The following is an 18,550-nucleotide window of genomic DNA, read 5'->3' as shown; positions in this document are numbered from 1 at the left end:
AGCTTAACGAATCCAACAAGAGCCTAAAGCGAACCGAGAAAGTCGACAATCGCCTGGCGATCTTCCGCGGCCATCTGCCGATATCGCTCTGCGGCCGCTCTGGCTTCGCCGCCATGCCAGAGTATTGCCTCTTCAAAGGTTCGGGCGCGACCGTCATGGAGGAAGCCGGAGTGTGGATTGACCACCTGGGCCAGGCCGATGCCCCAGAGTGGCGGGGTGCGCCATTCATTTCCGCTGGCCAGGAACTCACCCCGGCCATCAGCCAGGCGGGGGCCCATGTCGTGCAGGAGCAGATCGGTATAGGGCCAGATAATCTGGTTGCTCAGGTCCGGCCGGTCTTCAACCTGCCCGGTCTTGAAGTTGGGTGTATGGCAGTCGGCGCATCCCGTTTCGTTGAAGAGTTTCGCGCCTTGCTGCACGGTGGCTGAGCCCAGGTTACGTCGAGCCGGCACCGCCAGGCTTTTGGAATAGAACACCACGAAATTGGCGATTTTATCACTGACCTCGGGCTCACCGCCGTGGGCAAACCTGTCGCATTCCTGCCCGGTCAGGCAGTCCGTCGTTGGCTTCAGTGTTGAGGTCAGCCCCATGTCGCCGGCAAACGCCCCCATGCTCTGCTGGCGAACGTCCGGCTCCCCTGCCTTCCAGCCGAACCGTCCCGGCACCGTCTGTTGTGTCGCCAGGTCCCAGACCTGGTTGAGCTTGCCCGAGATACCATCGCCGTCCGCGTCCTCTGGGTCAGCGCGTTGCCTGATGGCTTCGAGGGGGATGGCCTCCAGCAACCCCATCCCGATCATCTGGGGGGCGACGCGTGGGGAAATCAGAAGATCCTCCGGCAGCGGGCCGTAATTGGCGTTTTCGATACTGTACTGGGGCTTTTGTAATTCGACCTCTGTACCGTCCGCCAGCACTTCAGTCACGGTTTGCCAGGTCAGTACCAGTTCCGCCTCGGGCTTGGCGGCAGGCAAAGCGGCGGTTTGTAGCTGGCTGCCATAGACCGGCGCGGGCTTGAAACCGTGCATGCGCAACAGTTCCGCATCCACAACGGGATCTGCAGGTACGGCGAGCCGCAGGAACAGGGAGACCGACGGCGCTTTTGCGCTGGGCGGGTGACCGCGCCCGTCCTTAAGGTGACAGCCCTGGCAGGAGTTTGTGTTGAACAGCGGACCCAGGCCATCCCGGGCATCGGTGCTGGCCGGCGCCTCGACCCAGGGGTTGCGGAAGAAACTGTTGCCGACGCTGAAGTCCAGGCGCTTGGTCATGGACAGGTTGCCCTGGGGCAGAGAGAACGCGTTACTGTCCGCCTGCTCCACGGTACCTTCACCGCCGGTGTCCGGGGAGGTCTGCAAAGGGAAGCCGGCGTGGGTTTCAGCGCCCAGCACCGGGCGTCCTGACAACACGAGGAGGGGCAGAAGTAGCAGAGCCAGCGATCTTGTCATAGTCATCATGTTTTTAACGGAAGAAGCCATGGAAAGAATGCCCCGCCGGGGACAGGCTTTCCATGGCTTGTTCTTGTCCTTGAAAACGGTTCTCGGTCAAAAATGCGTGCTTGTACCCTTGAGAATCCATTTCCGGAAGAAACCCGGGGCGGACTACCGCCCCGGTGACGGATCCAGGCAAATGTCAGAACGCGTGGCCAGCGTCGTCCGGAGACAGCGCCTCGATGCCGAGTTCGCGGGCGGCCTGCTCAATGGAGCCGGTCTGGGCAACCAGAGCCATGATGGCGTTATTAACAGTCTGAGCCCCTGCCTCATTACCCGGTGCAATCATGTTGTCGAAAGGCATGGGGTTATTGCTGGCCTCAGCCTTGGCTTTCATGGCGGCCAATGCCTGCATGGAAGCCGAGAGCTGTCGGTTCAGGCGAGCATCCAGTTCGGCATTGTTCTGCTCAACAAGGTCGGACAGGGACGGGCCCGTGACCAGCTTGCCGTCGACCCGACGGTAGGTTCCGGTATAGACATTCCGGATGCCCTGGCCATTGTAGTAATGCGAGTTGTGGGTATTGTCGCTGAAACAGTCGTGCTCGTCTTCATAGGAGTTGGCCTCAAGTGCGACTTTCATGCGCTCACCCGCGAGCTCGCCCAGGGAGAGGGAGCCCATGCCAAACAGCATCTTCTGAACGCCTTCGCCAGCGTCGGCTGAGGTCAGCTGAGCACGATAGTTACCGTTGCTGCCATCGGCCCACTGGTCAACCATCCACTCCAGATCAGCAACCAGAAGGTCGGTCACGGCATCCAGGTACGCGCCGCGGCGTTCGCAGTTGCCGTTGGTGCAATCAGAGCCTTTAGCGTAATCGGTAACTGGCCGCTCGCCGGCGCCAGCTTTGAAGCCGTGCAGGTCCTGGCCCCAGAGCAGGAATTCAACCGCGTGGTAGCCAGTGGCGACGTTCGCCTCGGATCCACCGATCTCATTCAGGTTGGCCAGCAATTCAGGGGTCAACGCTGAAACGTCCACAGCAGTGCCGCCCACGTTGACGTTGTTGCTGGCAATGATGTTGGCAGTGGCACCTGCGTTGCCCAATTCGTGCTGATAGTCGCCGGCCTGCACATAGTCGATCAGACCTTCATCCAGGGGCCAGGCATTGAGCTGGCCTTCCCAGTCATCAACGATGGCATTACCGAACCGGAACACCTCCGTTTGCTGATAGGGGACCCGCGCGGCCAGCCAGGCTTCCTTGGCGGCCTGCAGATTCGCTTCGGTTGGGTTGGCAATCAGCCGATCGGTAGCTTCGTCCAGCGCCCGCGCGGTGATCAGTGCGTCTTCATAGTTGGCGTGGGCCAGATCGGCGTAATGCGAAACGACGGCTGCTTTGGTGGCAGGCTCCGACGCTTTACCGGCCTTTTCACTGTGTCCAGACCAGGGGCTGTTGGCACAACCAGCCGTCAAAGCCGTGGCGGCAATCAGCGCCAGCGGGGCAGGGCGAAACATGCTTTTCATTGTGGGCTCCATGTAATGAACGTTCGCGATCTGGATGGATCGCTAATATTAACAATTATCGTTTGCGATTATGTGGACGAAAACCCGACAGTGCAAGCGGGTTGTATGCGAAGCGACAGGTGCGCTTACGGACCTCGGCCCAGGCGGCGGTCCCGATCAGGGCAGCCCTTTCGATTTCAGTTGCCGGAACCAGTAGTTAACGGACTGCGGATCTTCCTGGCTCACCAGTACCGGATCAAACAGGGGGGTTGCACCGAAAGCCCGCAGCCACGCCGCGACCTCCAGGCCAAAGCCGCAGAAGTTGGGGTAAGTACGATCGCCCAGTGCGAGAACAGCATAATGGCAGCGGGAGAAATCATCCGGAAGATCACCGGCGTCGAGCCATTGGTTGCCTGTTTTTGGCGGATCGCCGCTCCCGGTTGTGCTGACGACCAATAAAAGCGCGCGCCGCGGCGCGGGGAAATCACGCAGGCGGTTCAGCTCTGCGCGCGATGTTCTGATGCCGCTCTTTTTAAGCCATTTTTGGGTTTTAAGGGCCAGCGCACGCGCGGTGCCGGTCTCTGTCGCGAAGGCGATGAGGTAGTCGCACCCGTCCGGATTCTGCTCCGGAGTACTGTTGTGCGCCGGCTTGGTTCTCTGGCTGTATCGCAGCAGAATGACGGCGTAAAGCAGCAAGGAGAGGGACGCGAGCCAGCGTCGCGCCGGGTCGACGTCCCCAAGCTGCCATACCGCTACAAGTCCTGCGATCAAGCCCACAATCGCGAGCTTAAGCCATAGGCTCAAAGAGGCAGTACCTCAAGCGTTGCGCTGTAGCCCACGTGGCGGGACGCATCCTCGAGCTTTTTACTGTCCAACTCGGACTCGGCTTCCAGCCAGTACATGCCGGGCTCGTCCCACAGAATCTCGACGACGCCGTCTTCATTGGTTTTCAATACCTGCTCGTTAACCTGATCCCGGTAGCGGATTCCGTCCCTGATAACGGTGACTTCCAGGCCGGCTGCGGCCTTGCCGTCCAGCAGAAATCTGAACTGTGCGGCTTCGCCCGCAAACAGGTCATTGGGGTGAGTAATCGGCTGCATCTCCAAACCTTCACCCCTAACCTTGAAGGTGCCGGGTGTTGGTGCACCTTTGGTGACGAATACCTGAATGCGGCGGTCTGTCTCGCTCATACTCAGGTCATCCACGCCATCCGGTATCTCATCGATTTCGTCGAAAGTTCCGCGCCAGCGCTTGGTCTCACCGTCCAGCTTATAGCGGGCGAAGACGCCGTTATTATGTATCTCCAGGGTGTAGGTGCCGTCCTCTACCAGTTCCACGTCGAAAACCGAGCGGTACATGCCCTGCGCCTGGTTCTGCGCCTCGACGGACTTGCCGCTGGGAGAACGTACCTCGAGCTGATCCAGTCGCAGGGGATGGTGCTCAAAGTAGAACACGCTGTTGGATATTGCCCCGTCGACCGTCACCCAGGCTTCATCGCCGGATAGCACTGTGGCTGAGGGTAGCATCCAGGCGCGATGGGCCTGGGCCTGGAGCGAAACCCCAACCGTAAGGAGCGCCAGGGCGCAGGCTGCCAGATTTTTTACAGTCATGTCTCTGTCTCCGGAATGTTGCTTTAGGGGTTCAGGTTCAGCTGGATGTGCCCGAGTTCGTGCTCACCCTCGGCGGATGTGTTCTGAGGGGTATTGATGGGCCACTCGAAAGGCAGGCGGATCATTTCCCGACCGCCTACTTCCCTGGCTGCCTCTACAACGAGCTTGTACTTGCCGGGTGGCAGGGCGTTGAGGGGCGCCTGCTGGTCGGAGAACGTCAGCCTGTGGGTGCCCACCGGGCGGGTCGCGCCGGCGTAACCGTCGACGGGAAAAGACTCTTCCCTGCCGCTGCGGCGCCACCAGAGGCGAAGATCCTTGAGCCACTTGGTGCCTTCGTTATCGTCCATGTCGTGGTCAAACCACAGCGCGAGGTTTTGCTGGTGCGCGCCTTTATCAGTCTCTATCCAGATTGCGACATAGGGCCGGTGGTACTCCGCAACCTGAAGCCGGGGGATCTCAACCTCAAGCGCCAACTCGGCGGCTGCAGAAAAAGGCGCCGCTGCAGTCATCAGGCCCAGGGCCATCCATTGTTTTAACGTCATGAAAAGTCGTTTCGACATAACAGCCTCAATGAACAAACAGCAGCAGAAGCAAAAGGGGCATAAGAACGCCCAGGCCTGTCACCGGCCAGACCGCCGCTCGCTCGCGGGAGTGCAACCACAACACCGCAAGGCCGGTCAGGCAGAAAATCACGCAGCCCAGGGCAAAAAAGTCGATAAACCAGCTCCAGGCCGTACCGGTGTTCCGGCCTTTGTGCAGGTCGTTGAAGTAGGCGACCCAGCCGCGTTCGGTCGACTCGTAGACAACCGCGCCGCCCGGTAACTCGATGCTCAGCCAGGCATCGCCGCCGGGCCGGGGCAGGGACACGTAAAGCTCATACTCGGACCATTCCTGCTGTCCCCCGCCAAGACGGATCGCGTGAGCTTCGTCCAGCCAACTGACCAGACTTTCGGGCAAATGCTTTTGCCCTTCCGCCTGAAACCCTATCAATTCGTTGAGCACAGGCTCGGGGAGCTCTGTTTCTACGGTTTCCACGACCGGTTCGGCGCCAATCTGACCGGCGTGGTTCAGGGTGAATCCGGTCACCGCAAAGATGAGCATCCCAAACAGTGCCAGGGCCGAGCTTATCCAATGCCAGGTCAGCATTTGGCGCAGCAGGCCGCCCCGAAATCCGGCTTTTTTGCGTTGCCCGCGGTGGGTGTCAGCCCTAACTGCGGTAACTGACGGCGAACTCTGAGATTCGGGAGGCATCCAGGCGGCCTTAACCTATGCAATGGAGGCGTAGCATAGATAGGTTTTCAAATGCGTTCAATTCACATTCGCATATGACTATTGTTCGCGTCGCGCTTTTCGCATTGTTTCCTTATTTGCTGGCACCGTTGTGTTTCGGCTGTTGTGGACGAACTACCGGCCGTACGGAAAAATTGGGCGTCCACCTTTGCTTGGCGCTGCTGGAGGAGCCCGGTATAACGGGACTATCGCTTTAGTTTGGGCTGGACTTCAGTTCGGGTTGGGCTCGAGTCCGAGGGTGCGGTCAGCCCCACTGAAATACCATCCGTCCCAGTTTCAGAAAGGAATCCTCATGGCCACCGCTCATTGGCAGTTGCAAGACAACGAACAACGCTATGGCTCCGTCAGCCGGATGCTGCACTGGGGCATGGCCGTGATCCTGCTTTGGCAGTTTGCGTCTGCACTTGCGCACTGGCTGCTTGAGGACACCGCCATTGAGCAATTCCTGTGGGGCACGCACAAAACCGTTGGTTTGCTGCTGATTGTTCTGGTCATCATCCGCGGCCTCTGGTCTCTGCATAACCGAGGCCATCGGCCGCCGCCGCTCAACGTTATGGCCCAGTTGGGGCATCTGGTTCTGTACGGATTGATGGTGGTTATCCCTTTGATCGGACTGTTACGCCAGTACGGCTCCGGGCGCGAGTTCTCGCCCCTTGGCCTCTCACTAATGCCGGGCTTCGAGGGCGAGATTGACTGGATGACCGCCCCGGGCGTGCTACACAGTTGGTTGGGTTGGGCGCTTCTCGCGATGATCGTTGGCCATGTGGTCATGGTGTTCGTGCACCGGCGCCGGTCTGCCGATGAAGATGTGCTGGCGCGTATGCTGGGGGAGCGGCAGCGGGAGTGATGGAGAAGCGGTAATTGGCTCTGACTTTGGCGGCTGCTACGGTTGATTCAGTGGTGATTACTGATCACCGCGACTCTTCCAGAGGCGCACCACAGCCTCTGGAAGACTAGAGCAGGAGGAGCTCAACCGCCCCTGAGTCAAGGATGATAATGTGATCAGGTACAGCAGGCCCGAGAGGACTGGATCATCGCTGTCAGCCGGACGGCGCCTCCTTGGGCGTCTCGCCCTCCTGATTCTCCTCCTGAGCATCGCCGCTTTGTCGAGCTGCCGTTATCCGCGGGATATCGAGGGTACGCTTGATAAGGTCAAAGGCGGTTTCCTGGACGTGGGCGTCACCGAAAATTCGCCCTGGGTTATCCGTACCGATACTGGCGCGGTGGGTCTTGAGCCTGACATCGTGATGGACCTGGCGGAAAAACTGGACGCTGAGGTTCGCTGGCATTGGGGCAATGAGTCGGCGCTGCTGGAGGCCCTCAAGCAGTTCCAACTGGACCTGGTCATTGGCGGGCTGACCAAAAGCAAACGTCTCTCCAGCGTCTCAGCGCTGACAAAACCCTACTTTAGCTCTGTCTACACGGTTGGCGTACCCAGGCCTGCGCCTCTGCCCCTTTCTCTGGACGATCTGACCGTGACGGTGCCTGCTGTGAATCACCTGCACAAGGCACTCGTCGGCAAAGGCGCCCAGCCGATAACGTCCAGCACTGCTGCAACGACGGACGGCGCGGTCGCGGCGCCCACCTGGTGGTTGCGTGCCCACGGCTTTGAACCCGGCCCCTGGAAACTGGCAACAGACAAGCATGTGTTTGCGCTACCGAAAGGGGAAAACGGCTGGATGATGGTCACGCAGCGCCACCTCAACGGGCTCTCCGGTCTGGGCGAGCGTCTTCAGAAACTGGAGGCCGGGGGATGAAGATCAGAGCGCCGTACAACTTGCCGGCGGAGAAAGAAGACGACCTGCGGTACCTCATCCGGCTGGAATGGTGGAACCTCGGTTTCCGGCTTTCCATAGTCGTTGCGCTGTTCCTGGTATTGGGCAGCAGCCAGGCTATGAAGGCTGCCTGGTATGAGGACATGCTGGCGCTACTGCCGCCTATCGCCTTTCTTATTGCCATGCGGTTTCGCAGCCGGGTCCCGGACGAGTCATACCCCTACGGATACCAGCGCGCGACCGTCATCGCTTTTCTGTGCTCCGCCGTAGCTCTGGCTCTTCTCGGTAGTTACCTGGTGCTCGACTCTGCAATAAAACTGATAAAAGCCGAGCATCCGTCGATCGGGGCCATTGAGCTTTTCGGTGAGACCGTCTGGATGGGTTATCTCATGGTTGCTGCGCTGGTTTACAGCGTCATTCCGCCGTTTATTATCGGCCGGCTGCAGCAGCCCGCCGCGACCAAGGTGCATGAGAAAACCGTATTCGTCGATGCCAAGATGAGTAAGGCTGACTGGATGACCGGCCTTGCCGGGGTTGTCGGTGTGCTCGGGGTTGGCTTGGGTTTCTGGTGGGCGGATGCGGTTGCGGGTGCGATCATCGGGCTTGACGTAACGAAAGACGGCTTCAGGAACGTCGGGGAAGCGGTTGGGGATCTGCTTGACCGACGCCCGCAGTTCACCTCTGGCAGTAAACCCGAGTACCTGTCGGAACGCCTGGAAGCGAAGCTGAAAGAACAGGACTGGATCAAGGATGTGGCGATTCGTCTTCGCGAAGAAGGGCACGTTTTCAGCGGCGAAGCGTTCATCGTCCCGAAAAGCGACGATAACCTGACCCGGCGTATTGATGAGGTCGCGGATTTTCTCACCGACTATGACTGGCGTATCTATGAAGTCGTGGTCACCCCTGTTCCGAGCCTGCGCGCCCCATTGAAGACCGAGAGCTAAAGCCCCAGTCAGGAGCTTCGGCCCCTACAGCATAGGATGGGCACGTGATGCAATGACAACCCTCGGCTGCTGGAAAACCCGGCCGTGGTCTGAGGCGGGCACGGATCAGCTGTGCGGTTGACAGGACAGATGCTTTTCCTGGCAGCGAAGCCTATGATTGATCTACCACCGGCTCCGGACGAAAGACCCATGCACAGACTCCCCGGAAACATGCTCTCTATGCACTCCTGCGTTCGTGCATGCGCGGCTGTCTCGACAGGCACGCTCGACTTGCTTTGCGCCCGCTGGACCCGAGCCTAGTGCGCTGTTTGGTTAATTCGCTGCCGCCCTTCAGAAGTCGCAGTAACCCAGCGAATTAACCAAACAGTGCTCTAGTTCTCTTCGGGTTCAGCGAACCCGACCTCCGCCCGAAAATCCGATCTGATGAATCCTGGAGCAAGAGAATGGCCCGTTTGCCGACAATTGTAGTGACTCACCAAGACTATGACCGCCTCAGGTCTTTGCTGGACAAAGCTGACCCGGACGATACGACTGTGGAAAGCCTTGAGGAGGAACTGAACCGCGCAACGCTCGTCAATCGGGCAGAACTTCCTGACGATGTAGTAGCCATGGGATGCCGTGTGGCTTTCAGGAATGAAAACACCGGCCGCGAACATGAAATGGAGCTCGTGTATCCCCACGAACTGCAGTCCGGCTCAGACAGGATATCTATTCTCGCACCCGCGGGCGCAGCCCTGCTGGGACTGAAAGTGGGGGCAGTAATTGACTGGCCCATGCAGGGCCGGGAGCCATTACAGATCCGGATACTGAGCATTGCGCATCCGCTGGCAGCCTAACCGCAGGTACGCCCGGGGCTCAAGCTCAACTGATCGTTTATGCCATTGAAATTAAACCAATTTTAACTGATTCCCTTACCTCGCATTAATTAGCCGCTCTGGATGTAAATTGCTAGGGTGGATGTCAGCTTTACCTGGCGGATTCGGGTTCAGGCCCGCAGGCAAGCTGAACCGCTTAAGCCGCCTTTCGGCGGTGCCGCAATCCAGTCGCCTGTGAGGCGCTGCAACAAACCAGACAAGGAGCGTTAAAATGGCTAACGATAAAGACGATAACCGTGGTTTTGCTTCAATGGACAAGGAGAAGCAGAGAGAGATCGCCAGCAAAGGCGGTAAGGCAGCCCATGAGAAGGGCAGTGCTCACGAGTTTGACTCAGAAGAGGCCAGCAAGGCCGGTAAAAAAGGTGGCCAGAACAGTCACAGAAATGACTGATTCGGGAGCCGAATGGGTCTGACTTGCAGTGAATGGGAAAAGGGGCACGAAGCCCCTTTTCTTGTTTACGTCGCCCGGCTTCCAACGGCAGGGGCCGTTCATCCCGTCACAGGCCAGCGCCTCATCATAGGAGAGTCATGCTTTTTACGTTGTCTCTGATGACAGCCGTGTTTGTTGCGACCGCGATCTACTTCGTTGTATCGCGTCGAAGATCACTTCCCGCTATTAACCTTCATCTGGAGCGTATACCGCCAATCGAGCATGGGCTCAGACAGCTTGCCGGCCTTACCGGTGGCGCTCTTTACGAGGGCAATAAAGCCCAGGTCTATCAGGATGGTGACCTGTTGGACGCGCTTTATGACGCGATCGAAAATGCCCGCAGTACCGTCCACCTTGAGTCCTACGTGTGGAACAGAGGCAGGACCGAACGCGAGTTCGTCGAACTGCTGTGCAGAAAATCAGAGGAAGGCGTTGTCGTGCGAGTGCTGGTAGACACCGTCGGCGCTATGAATGCATCCGGGCAACAGCTGAACCTGCTGCGAGAAAGCGGCGTGTCGGTAGGGTTCTACCACCGCATCATACGGTTCAATATCCACCGTCTGAATAACCGCACACACCGCAAGCTGCTCATTGTTGATGGCAAAGTGGGATTCACGTTCGGCCACGGCATCCGTGATGAGTGGCGCGGCCACGGTCAGGATGAGCAACACTGGCGTGATACCGGCGTACAGTTGGAAGGGCCTGTGGTCTGTCCGCTCCAGGCTCTTTTTGCAGAAGACTGGATAGAGGCGACGGGCTCGCCACCCCTCGATGAAGGGTGTTTTCTGGAGCCGCGGCAGCAGGGAACCGTCACGAGCCACGTGGTCAGCAGCTCAACCGCTGGGGGGCACTCATCAGTCGCGCTGCTGTACATGCTGGCCATCGCCAGCGCTCGCCATGAGATCATCATCCAGAACCCGTACTTTGTGCCAGCGCCGGCGTTGCCCGACCTCCTTGAGAAGATGGTCGCCAGAGGCGTCAAGGTGCGCGTCATGATTCCGGACCGTCACTCCGACAGCCCAATTGTCCGCCGGGCTGGCCAGCGGCTGTACCAGCGGCTGCTACGCGCCGGTATAGACTTCTACCTGTACGAAAAAACGTTTCTGCACCAGAAAATTGTCATTATCGACGGCGTCTGGTCCCACATAGGCTCGACTAATCTCGATGCGCGCTCGCTGGCCCTCAACACTGAAGCGGGCGTCGGGCTCATGGACAAGGACATCGCGGCGCAGCTAAAAGAAGCGTTCGAACGGGACCTGCAACACTGCCGCAAACTGACGCTCGAGCAGTGGAGCAAACGACCGCGGCGCCAGCGTGTGCTCGATTGGTGCGCCTATCAGCTCAAGGGTCAGATCTAGTGGAGATAACGGTACCCTTCCCGGCTTTTTTAGAACACGTCAAAACCAACGAACTCGCTGACAAGACGATACGCGATCGCCCACATGACCAGGCCTATAGCAATATCAAGCACCTTCCACGCAAGCGGTTTCCTGAAGAGTGCGCCCAGAAAAGTCGACCCATAGCCCAGCGAGAAAAAGAACAGGAACGATGCGGATACGGCGCCTGTCAGGAACTTCAGGTGCTCGCCAGCGAACTGGGCGGACACCGTGCCCATCAGGACCACCGTATCCAGATAGACGTGGGGGTTCAGCCAGGTGATCGCCAGGCAGACTGCCAGCGTCTGCTTGAGCGGCGCGGGCTCATGGGCGCTGGGCGCCAGGGACTCATTGTCGTGGGTAAGGCCCGCCCATAAGCTTCTCGCGCCATACCCCACGAGAAACAGAACACCGGCGAACAGCATGACCGGCTGGAGCCATGAGATTTTCTGCAGAACGAAGGAAAATCCGAGCACGCCAAAGGAAATGAGTATCGCATCCGATAACGCGCAAACCAGGCATACCCAGAAAACATGCTCTTTTCGGATACCCTGCTTGAGCACAAACGCATTCTGCGCGCCAATGGCGACAATGAGGGACAAACCAAGAAAAAAACCCGAAAGTAACGCGCCCATACTTTTGATGATTCCCCAGCGTTGGATTCTGACCGGGACACTAGCACAGCTGAACCGTGCTGGTGGAAATGGCGTTGCCGCCCTAACACGGTAACTGGGTGCCATCTGCCGTGACTGCGTCGGAGCTACGCGTTGCGCATGACGAATCGGGCGTGTATGACGTTAGAACATTTTTCTATCTGAGACTGGCGGGCTACTATCCGAGTGGCGGCCGCCATTGGCAAAGAAAGGATTCTCCATGACAAAGCACCTGGTCTTCGACGTCAACGAGACGCTACTGGATGTGAGTGCGCTTGACCCGTTGTTTGAGCGACTTTTTGGGGGCAGCGCCACCCGGCAGGAGTGGTTTCTCACACTGCAGGAAAACTGGCTGACCGCAACGATTGTGGATGACTATCGGCCCTTTGGCGAACTCGCGAAAAGCGCTCTTGCCATGGTCGGCCGCCGCCGGAACATCAAGGTGACCAGCGCAGACGAGCAGAGCCTGATCAATGGCATCATGACCCTTCCGGCCCATGAGGATGTGGCCGAAGCGCTGGAGTTGCTGAACAGCAAGGGCTTCACGCTGGCGGCCCTGACCAACAGCACGCTCACTGCGGCCCGAAAGCAGCTCGCGTCGGCTCAGCTCTCGGTTTACTTCGAGCACATTCTTTCAGTGGACGAAGTACAACGCTATAAACCCGCCGCTGAACCCTATCGGATGGCCGCCAGACGTCTTGGGGTCGGTACCGGTGAAATAACCATGGTAGCGGCGCATGCCTGGGATATCACTGGCGCGGCCGCCGCTGGCTGCCGCACAGCATTTGTCGCCCGGCCGGGCAAGGTGATCAACCCGGCGGGGGCGCAGCCCGACTACTTCGGCAAAACTGTCCTGGAAGTCGCGCAGAAACTGTAATAGGTAAGTCGAAACGCTGGGCGATCCGAACCGGTCCAACCATTTTAGATGTTAGCGGTATAAGCATGAGTCTTGGACTGCTGGTGGCAGGAACTATCTTCCAGTTGATGGTGTCTTACATGGCGTTTATCGGAGCCATATTCGGGGGCGGGGCAGCCGCAAGCAACAAACACCTGTCCCGCTTAGCGAGCCAGGTCCTGGAATGGGCCATATACGTGCTGCCGGGGCTTAGCGTGTTGTCGGCACTGGCCGTGATCGCGCTTTATCTCGCGGGAGCCAGTAGCTGGGCTCTGCTTTTACATCTTTTACCGGTTGCAGCCCTGGCGCTTTATGGGTGGTATGTCTTTGGCTTTCTGGCTCGTTGAGCAGGTCGGCGAGTCAACAGCGGCCTGATCCTGAAGGTGTGCACCGCGCACCGGTGACCTCGCGGTACACCGTCAACGATGCGCATTGCACATCCGACAATTGCTGGGCTGGAGCCAGAGTGCAAGGCCGATCAAAAGCCCCGCAGAGGCTAACCCACCGCTTTAGCTGATAAGCTCTCGTTTCGACCGCCTGTGTAGGAAACACGATGAGGAATAAAGGGAAACTGATTCTGCTCGCGGCCATTGTTATGGCGGTGCTCGGCTTCTTTATTTTTGGGCTGGGCCAGTACCTCTCTCTGGAAACCCTCAAGGCGCAGCAGCAGGCACTGACGGAAGCCATCGCAGCCAATCCGTTCCTGGCTTCGGCTGCCTATCTGATGGGATACATTATCATTACGGCCCTTTCGCTGCCCGGCGCCACCCTCATGACATTGGCCGGCGGCGCGCTGTTCGGGCTGGTTTGGGGCCTGGTGCTGGTGTCTTTCGCTTCGGCAATTGGCGCCACACTGGCTTTTTTTGCTTCCCGCTATCTTTTCCGCGACACGCTGCGAAAACGTTACGCCAGGCAACTGAAAAAAATTGATGAGGGTGTTGCCCGGGACGGCGCCTTTTACCTCGCCAGTCTGCGCCTGGTGCCCATTTTCCCTTTCTTTGTGATCAATCTGATGATGGGCCTGACCGCGATGCGGTCCTGGACGTTTTATTGGGTAAGCCAGCTTGCGATGCTGCCCGGCACGCTGGTCTACGTGAACGCGGGCACGCAGCTGGCACAGGTCGAGTCGCTGAGCGGCGTGTTGAGCACAGAAGTACTGCTGTCCCTGGCCTTGCTGGGGCTCTTTCCGCTTCTCGCCAAAATCGTGCTCGCGTTCATCAATCGACGTCGGCTGTACAAAGGCTTGCAGCGTCCCGACCGGTTTGACTACAACCTGTTGGTCATCGGCGCCGGCTCAGGCGGTCTGGTCTCGGCGTATATCGGTGCTGCGGTCAAGGCCCGGGTCGGATTGATTGAAGCGCATCAAATGGGTGGTGACTGCCTGCACACGGGCTGTGTCCCCTCAAAAGCACTGATCAAGACGAGCCGGCTGGCGCAGAATTTCCGCCAGGCCGAGCGTTACGGGCTGGTGTCCATGGAACCCGAGATTCCCTTTGCCACGGTGATGGAGCGGGTCCAGTCTGTGATTGAGAAGGTGGAGCCCCACGACTCCGTGGAGCGGTACAGCAAGCTGGGTGTTGAATGCATAAGCGGGACGGCCCGATTCATTGATCCGTGGACGCTGGGCGTTGAAGGTGCCAGCGGTACTCAACGGCTTACTGCTCGGAGTATCGTCATCGCCACAGGTGGGCGGCCGTTGCTTCCACCCATTCCGGGCATTGACGAGGTGACGCCGCTAACCTCCGAAAACATCTGGCAGCTGCGGGAGCGGCCCGAGCGCCTGCTGGTACTGGGCGGCGGGCCCGTCGGTTCAGAATTGGCCCAGGCCTTCGCCCGACTTGGCAGCAAGGTGATTCATATCGATCGAGGCGGACAACTGCTGTCCAAGGAAGACCCGGATGTCGGCGAGGCTGTGCTGGATCAGTTTCGCCGGGATGGCATCGATGTCAGGCTCAATCACAATGCCGCCCGCTTTGCCGTTGAATCCGGGCAGAAGGTTCTCTACGCGGAGCACGACAATACGAAGGTGCGTATTGAGTTCGACGAGGTTCTGGTCGCCCTCGGGCGCAAGGCCAACACCCAGGGCCTCAACCTTGAGGCTATACAGGTCGAACCCACCGATAAAGGCACGTTACCTGTGGCTGAAGATATGAGTGTCCGCTACCCACATATTTTTGCCTGCGGCGATGTCGCGGGGCCTTTCCAGTTTACCCATACCGCGTCGTACCAGGCCTGGTTCACCGCCGTGAACGGGCTATTCGGCCACTTCAAGCGTTTCCGGGTCGACTATTCCACGATCCCGTGGGTAACGTTCACCAGCCCGGAGGTGGGCCGGGTCGGACTGAGCGAAGCGGAGGCAACTGCCCAGGGGGTAGACTACGAGGTTACCCGCTACGCCCTGGATGACCTGGACCGGGCGATTGCCGAGAGCGAGGATCATGGCTTCATCAAAGTCCTGACCGCGCCAGGAAAAGACAAGATACTGGGCGCTGTGGTGGTGGGCGAACACGCCGGCGAGTTGTTGGCGGAGTTTGTCCTGGCGATGAAGCACGGTCTTGGTCTGAACAAGATCCTCGGCACGATCCATGTCTATCCCACCTGGAACGAGGGGGCCAAGGCGGCGGCAGGGCAGTGGAAGCAGGCGCACGCGCCAGCGCGGCTGCTGAAGTGGCTGAGCCGTTACCACCACTTTCGGCTTGGCCGGGACGGCAGGTCATCAAACAGAACCACGGATTCCAGTCATCCTTGACGGGCTCTCGTCGGCGCTCGAAGCCGACCTGAGGCCAGACAAGGCGAACAGAAGGTGCAGTATATGACGTTGGCCCGTTCGACCATTATAGACACCGTTGAGTTATCCCCAGGGAAATCCGTCAGGGGCAGTTGGACACACACCCGGGCGGGAGAACCGCGGGGCTATGTGGATTTCCAGCGGCTCAAGGAGTTATGGGTGCACACGGGTACGGCCTGTAATCTGGCCTGCCCTTTTTGTCTGGAGGGCTCCAGGCCGGGCGATGACCGTCTCAACGCCATGAAGCTGGAGGACCTGCGGGAGCATTTTGCCGCGGCGGTGGACTTTGGGGTGGAGCAGTTTTCCTTCACGGGCGGTGAGCCCTTTGTTATCCGGGATTTCGTCAACATTCTGGCCCACGCGAGCGAGCTTAGACCCTGTTTTGTGCTGACCAACGCCACGGACCCGCTGTTGCGTCGGACTGAGCAATTGCTGCCGTTGCGGGACAAACCGTTTCCGATCCGCTTCAGGGTCAGCCTCGATTTTCCTGACGAGGCTCTGCACGACAAGGACCGGGGCGCCGGCAGTTTCGCCAAAGCCCTGGAAGGGATCCGCTGGCTCCACGATAACGGCTTCGACGTGTCGATCGCCCGCCAGATGACTCCGCAAGAAGACGCCGACAAAGAAGAGGCCGAGTTCCGCAAGATCTTCCGCACGGCGAACATTCCCGAAGACCTGGCGTTTACCGCTTTTCCCGACTTCGGCACGCCTGGGTCCGAGGACCAGACTCCTGAGATCACCGAATCCTGTATGGCCAAGTACCCGACGGCCGAGAGCCAGGCCCACTTCATGTGCAGCTATAGCCGCATGCTGGTCAAGGAAAATGGCCGGGTGAAGGTCTACGCCTGCACTCTGGTGGACGATGATCCGGACTACGGTGCCACAGGCAGCCTCGCGGAAAGCCTCGATACCCGTGTCATGCTCCGCCATCACCGTTGCTTCAGCTGCTACCGCTTCGGCGCAAGCTGCAGCGCTCCCTGAGCACCTTTCAGGTTTCCGCTAACACGCTACCTGGTTGCGTACCGAGGCCCGGGTGCCGCATGAATCAACCAAACAGCCGCTCTCGGGGCATAGTTCAGGGTAAAGCTGATGACGATCGGTGAATCGCTATTCTTCTGGGGCTTCCTGCTGGTCTACGGATGCGTGATGTACGCCCTCTCGCCCCGGAGCCGAAGCTCACGCTCTTTCTATCAGGGTACCAGCGACGCCGGGACGCCGGTCGGGCAGTGGTCCCTGATCGCCAGTATCTTCATCAGCTGGATTTTCGCCAAGTCTGTTACGAACGCAGCCAACCTCGGTGAGGCCTATGGCGTCGTCGGCGGCCTGGCCTACGCCACCTACTGGTTATCAATCCCCATCGCCGGCTACATCATCTACCTGATCCGCTCCCAGACCGGGGCGCGTAGTCTGCAGGAATTCCTGGTCTCAAGGTTTGGCCGACTGGCCGCGGCGAGCTTTGCCGTCGCCGTCCTGATACGCCTGTACAACGAGGTCTGGAGCAACACGGCGGTAGTGGGCGGCTACTTTGGCAATCCGGGTGAGTTCGCTTATGGCGCATCGGCCGTCCTGTTTACGGCATTCACCCTGGCATACAGCCTCAAGGGCGGCCTGCGCAGCTCGATCTTTACCGATGTCATCCAGGCGGTTGTGTTTGTGTTTTTCCTCGGCGCTATTCTGTTCCTGGTTCTGCCGGCCCATGGGCCGGCAGAACTACTCGGCACAGGCACTTTTGAACTGGGCAGTGGGGTGGATCTATTGCTGGTAGCCGGGTTGCAGCTATTCAGCTATCCGTTTCACGACCCTGTGCTGACGGATCGTGGCTTTATCAATCGCGAGCGGATCATGCTCAAGAGCTTCGTCGTTGCCGGGCTGCTAGGTTTTGCTGCGGTTTTTCTCTTCAGTCTGATAGGAGTCCACGCCCAGCTTGAGGGTATTGCAGCGACCGACAACGTGCCCGCGGCCTTGGGCAAGGCGCTGGGCCTGGCCGCGCTTTTTATCATCAGTATCATCATGATGACCTCGGCGGGATCGACCCTCGACTCCACGTTCACCTCGCTCTCGAAATCCATCGCAGTAGACCTGCCGCGCTTGCTGGGCCGTACGGGCAAGGCTCTGCCCAGCATGCGACTGGGCGCGGTGGTGATGGTGATTTTCGCTATCCTCGGCAATTTGCCCCTGTTTGCCGGCGCCGACATCCTCGCCGCCACTACCATCAGCGGCACCATGGTAATGGGCCTCGCGCCTGTCTTTCTGTTCTATCGGTTCACGCAGTGGTCACCCTGGAGCTTTCACTTGAGCTTCTGGACCGGCCTGTTGTTGGGGACTCTACTGGCTGTGGGCGCGATCCCCGCGAGTTGGGCTATTGGCGACGGCAACTACCGGATGTTGCTGGGGGTGAATGCCTGGGGAATTCTGATCTGTACGGCAGGGTTTTTCCTGCCGTTGCTTCTGCGGCTGGTCTCGCGGCGCGTTGCCAGAGGTTCAGCCGCGGGGGAGCATGGCGCTGAGGGAGTCTGACCGCTCGGGACACTAGTGCCCGACGATCTCGGAATGCATGGGTACCAGCCTGGCCAGCAGTCGGTTCTGGGCTGGCACGGGGACATCATGCTTTTCCATCGCCAGGATGAGGTGCCCTACCAGCGCATTGAAGTCGGTCTCATCCACGCCCATACCCTGGTGGGATTCGGCCATGCTCCGGCCGCTGTAGTTGCAGGGGCCGCCGCTGAGGTCGCAGAACTGCTCGGTCAGCAGCTGGTGCAGTTTGACGATGTCCACGCCTTTAAAGTGATGGTTGATACGCGCGTCACCGGCTACGCCGTAGAGCATGTCCTCAACAATCAAGGCGATGCCTTGCTGCTGGCCCAGCGCATTGTAGAGGTCATCATGGGATGCCTCAGATGAGGCATAAGGTAAAGAGGAGCAAGCGGTGACGGCGGCGAAAGCACCTGCCAGCAAGGTCATCTTTACCCATCGTAGTATCTGCATCTGTAACATGTGC

General features: G+C 59.1%; 19 protein-coding genes. 11 read left to right on the top strand and 8 right to left on the bottom strand.

Annotation, left to right across the window (positions count from 1 at the left end):
- Positions 1 to 23: 23 nt before the first annotated feature.
- The 6 genes from soil367_RS17190 to soil367_RS19065 form a co-directional block, all read right to left on the bottom strand.
- On the bottom strand, positions 24 to 1,439 hold the full coding sequence (locus soil367_RS17190) for a di-heme oxidoreductase family protein (protein ID WP_136550253.1): 1,416 nt from the start codon (positions 1,437 to 1,439) through the stop codon (positions 24 to 26).
- Between the two features lie 184 nt (positions 1,440 to 1,623).
- Positions 1,624 to 2,937 carry an imelysin family protein gene (locus tag soil367_RS17185; protein WP_216642742.1) on the bottom strand — a complete coding sequence of 438 codons (1,314 nt, stop codon included), beginning with the start codon at positions 2,935 to 2,937 and terminating at the stop codon, positions 1,624 to 1,626.
- 156 nt (positions 2,938 to 3,093) lie between these two features.
- A complete protein-coding gene (locus soil367_RS17180; RefSeq protein WP_136550252.1) occupies positions 3,094 to 3,720 on the bottom strand; it encodes a flavodoxin domain-containing protein in 627 nt (208 codons plus the stop codon).
- On the bottom strand, positions 3,717 to 4,526 hold the full coding sequence (locus soil367_RS17175) for a DUF4198 domain-containing protein (protein WP_136550251.1): 810 nt from the start codon (positions 4,524 to 4,526) through the stop codon (positions 3,717 to 3,719). Before soil367_RS17175 ends, soil367_RS17180 begins: the two co-directional genes overlap by 4 nt.
- 23 nt (positions 4,527 to 4,549) lie before the next feature.
- The gene (locus soil367_RS19070) at positions 4,550 to 5,086 is read right to left on the bottom strand and encodes a DUF2271 domain-containing protein (protein ID WP_246065400.1); all 537 of its coding nucleotides are present in this window, start codon (positions 5,084 to 5,086) and stop codon (positions 4,550 to 4,552) included.
- 7 nt (positions 5,087 to 5,093) lie between these two features.
- Positions 5,094 to 5,777, bottom strand: coding sequence for a PepSY-associated TM helix domain-containing protein (locus soil367_RS19065; RefSeq protein WP_136550250.1), 684 nt, complete (start codon positions 5,775 to 5,777; stop codon positions 5,094 to 5,096).
- 331 nt (positions 5,778 to 6,108) lie between these two features.
- Here soil367_RS19065 and soil367_RS17160 point away from each other — a divergent pair, with 331 nt between their 5' ends.
- The 6 genes from soil367_RS17160 (at position 6,109) to soil367_RS17135 (ending at position 11,198) form a co-directional block, all read left to right on the top strand.
- The gene (locus soil367_RS17160) at positions 6,109 to 6,663 is read left to right on the top strand and encodes a cytochrome b (protein WP_136550249.1); all 555 of its coding nucleotides are present in this window, start codon (positions 6,109 to 6,111) and stop codon (positions 6,661 to 6,663) included.
- Between the two features lie 151 nt (positions 6,664 to 6,814).
- Entirely contained in the window at positions 6,815 to 7,573 is a 759-nt protein-coding gene (locus tag soil367_RS17155) for a substrate-binding periplasmic protein (RefSeq protein WP_216642741.1), read from the top strand.
- A complete protein-coding gene (locus tag soil367_RS17150) occupies positions 7,570 to 8,535 on the top strand; it encodes a cation efflux transmembrane domain-containing protein (RefSeq protein ID WP_136550248.1) in 966 nt (321 codons plus the stop codon). Before soil367_RS17155 ends, soil367_RS17150 begins: the two co-directional genes overlap by 4 nt.
- Positions 8,536 to 8,978: 443 nt before the next feature.
- Entirely contained in the window at positions 8,979 to 9,371 is a 393-nt protein-coding gene (gene rnk / locus soil367_RS17145) for a nucleoside diphosphate kinase regulator (RefSeq protein ID WP_136550247.1), read from the top strand.
- 250 nt (positions 9,372 to 9,621) lie between these two features.
- Complete coding sequence (locus tag soil367_RS17140) at positions 9,622 to 9,801, top strand: KGG domain-containing protein (RefSeq protein ID WP_136550246.1); 180 nt, start codon at positions 9,622 to 9,624, stop codon at positions 9,799 to 9,801.
- Between the two features lie 137 nt (positions 9,802 to 9,938).
- Positions 9,939 to 11,198: a phospholipase D-like domain-containing protein gene (locus soil367_RS17135; protein WP_172962381.1), complete on the top strand. Its 1,260-nt coding sequence runs from the start codon at positions 9,939 to 9,941 to the stop codon at positions 11,196 to 11,198.
- A gap of 29 nt (positions 11,199 to 11,227) precedes the next feature.
- Here the strand turns inward: soil367_RS17135 and soil367_RS17130 are convergent, their stop codons facing one another.
- Positions 11,228 to 11,851 carry a LysE/ArgO family amino acid transporter gene (locus soil367_RS17130; RefSeq protein ID WP_136550244.1) on the bottom strand — a complete coding sequence of 208 codons (624 nt, stop codon included), beginning with the start codon at positions 11,849 to 11,851 and terminating at the stop codon, positions 11,228 to 11,230.
- A 238-nt stretch (positions 11,852 to 12,089) separates the two neighbouring features.
- Here soil367_RS17130 and soil367_RS17125 point away from each other — a divergent pair, with 238 nt between their 5' ends.
- The 5 genes from soil367_RS17125 (at position 12,090) to soil367_RS17105 (ending at position 18,069) form a co-directional block, all read left to right on the top strand.
- Positions 12,090 to 12,746, top strand: a complete 657-nt coding sequence (locus soil367_RS17125) for a haloacid dehalogenase type II (RefSeq protein ID WP_136550243.1) — start codon at positions 12,090 to 12,092, stop codon at positions 12,744 to 12,746.
- Positions 12,747 to 12,811: 65 nt separating this feature from the next.
- Entirely contained in the window at positions 12,812 to 13,111 is a 300-nt protein-coding gene (locus soil367_RS17120) for a hypothetical protein (protein WP_136550242.1), read from the top strand.
- Between the two features lie 206 nt (positions 13,112 to 13,317).
- A complete protein-coding gene (locus soil367_RS17115) occupies positions 13,318 to 15,513 on the top strand; it encodes an FAD-dependent oxidoreductase (protein ID WP_136550241.1) in 2,196 nt (731 codons plus the stop codon).
- A gap of 63 nt (positions 15,514 to 15,576) precedes the next feature.
- Positions 15,577 to 16,533, top strand: a complete 957-nt coding sequence (locus soil367_RS17110) for a radical SAM protein (protein ID WP_136550240.1) — start codon at positions 15,577 to 15,579, stop codon at positions 16,531 to 16,533.
- Between the two features lie 108 nt (positions 16,534 to 16,641).
- Positions 16,642 to 18,069, top strand: coding sequence for a sodium:solute symporter family transporter (locus soil367_RS17105; protein WP_136550239.1), 1,428 nt, complete (start codon positions 16,642 to 16,644; stop codon positions 18,067 to 18,069).
- Positions 18,070 to 18,081: 12 nt separating this feature from the next.
- On the opposite strand, the gene soil367_RS17100 is transcribed toward soil367_RS17105, so the two are convergent.
- A complete protein-coding gene (locus soil367_RS17100) occupies positions 18,082 to 18,546 on the bottom strand; it encodes a group I truncated hemoglobin (RefSeq protein WP_246065398.1) in 465 nt (154 codons plus the stop codon).
- Positions 18,547 to 18,550 lie beyond the last annotated feature (4 nt).

It is taken from the genome of Hydrocarboniclastica marina, assembly GCF_004851605.1.
In the GTDB taxonomy this organism is placed as follows: domain Bacteria; phylum Pseudomonadota; class Gammaproteobacteria; order Pseudomonadales; family Oleiphilaceae; genus Hydrocarboniclastica; species Hydrocarboniclastica marina.
The sequence above is the reverse complement of the archived record's forward strand: the minus strand, read 5'-3'. Positions and strand labels throughout refer to the sequence as shown.

Coding starts and splice junctions, on each gene's coding strand:
- soil367_RS17190 (WP_136550253.1), bottom strand. CDS start 1,439: ATGACAAGATCGCTGGCTCTGCTACTTCTGCCCCTCCTCGTGTTGTCA.
- soil367_RS17185 (WP_216642742.1), bottom strand. CDS start 2,937: ATGAAAAGCATGTTTCGCCCTGCCCCGCTGGCGCTGATTGCCGCCACG.
- soil367_RS17175 (WP_136550251.1), bottom strand. CDS start 4,526: ATGACTGTAAAAAATCTGGCAGCCTGCGCCCTGGCGCTCCTTACGGTT.
- soil367_RS19070 (WP_246065400.1), bottom strand. CDS start 5,086: ATGTCGAAACGACTTTTCATGACGTTAAAACAATGGATGGCCCTGGGC.
- soil367_RS19065 (WP_136550250.1), bottom strand. CDS start 5,777: ATGCCTCCCGAATCTCAGAGTTCGCCGTCAGTTACCGCAGTTAGGGCT.
- soil367_RS17160 (WP_136550249.1), top strand. CDS start 6,109: ATGGCCACCGCTCATTGGCAGTTGCAAGACAACGAACAACGCTATGGC.
- soil367_RS17150 (WP_136550248.1), top strand. CDS start 7,570: ATGAAGATCAGAGCGCCGTACAACTTGCCGGCGGAGAAAGAAGACGAC.
- rnk (WP_136550247.1), top strand. CDS start 8,979: ATGGCCCGTTTGCCGACAATTGTAGTGACTCACCAAGACTATGACCGC.
- soil367_RS17140 (WP_136550246.1), top strand. CDS start 9,622: ATGGCTAACGATAAAGACGATAACCGTGGTTTTGCTTCAATGGACAAG.
- soil367_RS17135 (WP_172962381.1), top strand. CDS start 9,939: ATGCTTTTTACGTTGTCTCTGATGACAGCCGTGTTTGTTGCGACCGCG.
- soil367_RS17130 (WP_136550244.1), bottom strand. CDS start 11,851: ATGGGCGCGTTACTTTCGGGTTTTTTTCTTGGTTTGTCCCTCATTGTC.
- soil367_RS17125 (WP_136550243.1), top strand. CDS start 12,090: ATGACAAAGCACCTGGTCTTCGACGTCAACGAGACGCTACTGGATGTG.
- soil367_RS17120 (WP_136550242.1), top strand. CDS start 12,812: ATGAGTCTTGGACTGCTGGTGGCAGGAACTATCTTCCAGTTGATGGTG.
- soil367_RS17115 (WP_136550241.1), top strand. CDS start 13,318: ATGAGGAATAAAGGGAAACTGATTCTGCTCGCGGCCATTGTTATGGCG.
- soil367_RS17110 (WP_136550240.1), top strand. CDS start 15,577: ATGACGTTGGCCCGTTCGACCATTATAGACACCGTTGAGTTATCCCCA.
- soil367_RS17105 (WP_136550239.1), top strand. CDS start 16,642: ATGACGATCGGTGAATCGCTATTCTTCTGGGGCTTCCTGCTGGTCTAC.
- soil367_RS17100 (WP_246065398.1), bottom strand. CDS start 18,546: ATGTTACAGATGCAGATACTACGATGGGTAAAGATGACCTTGCTGGCA.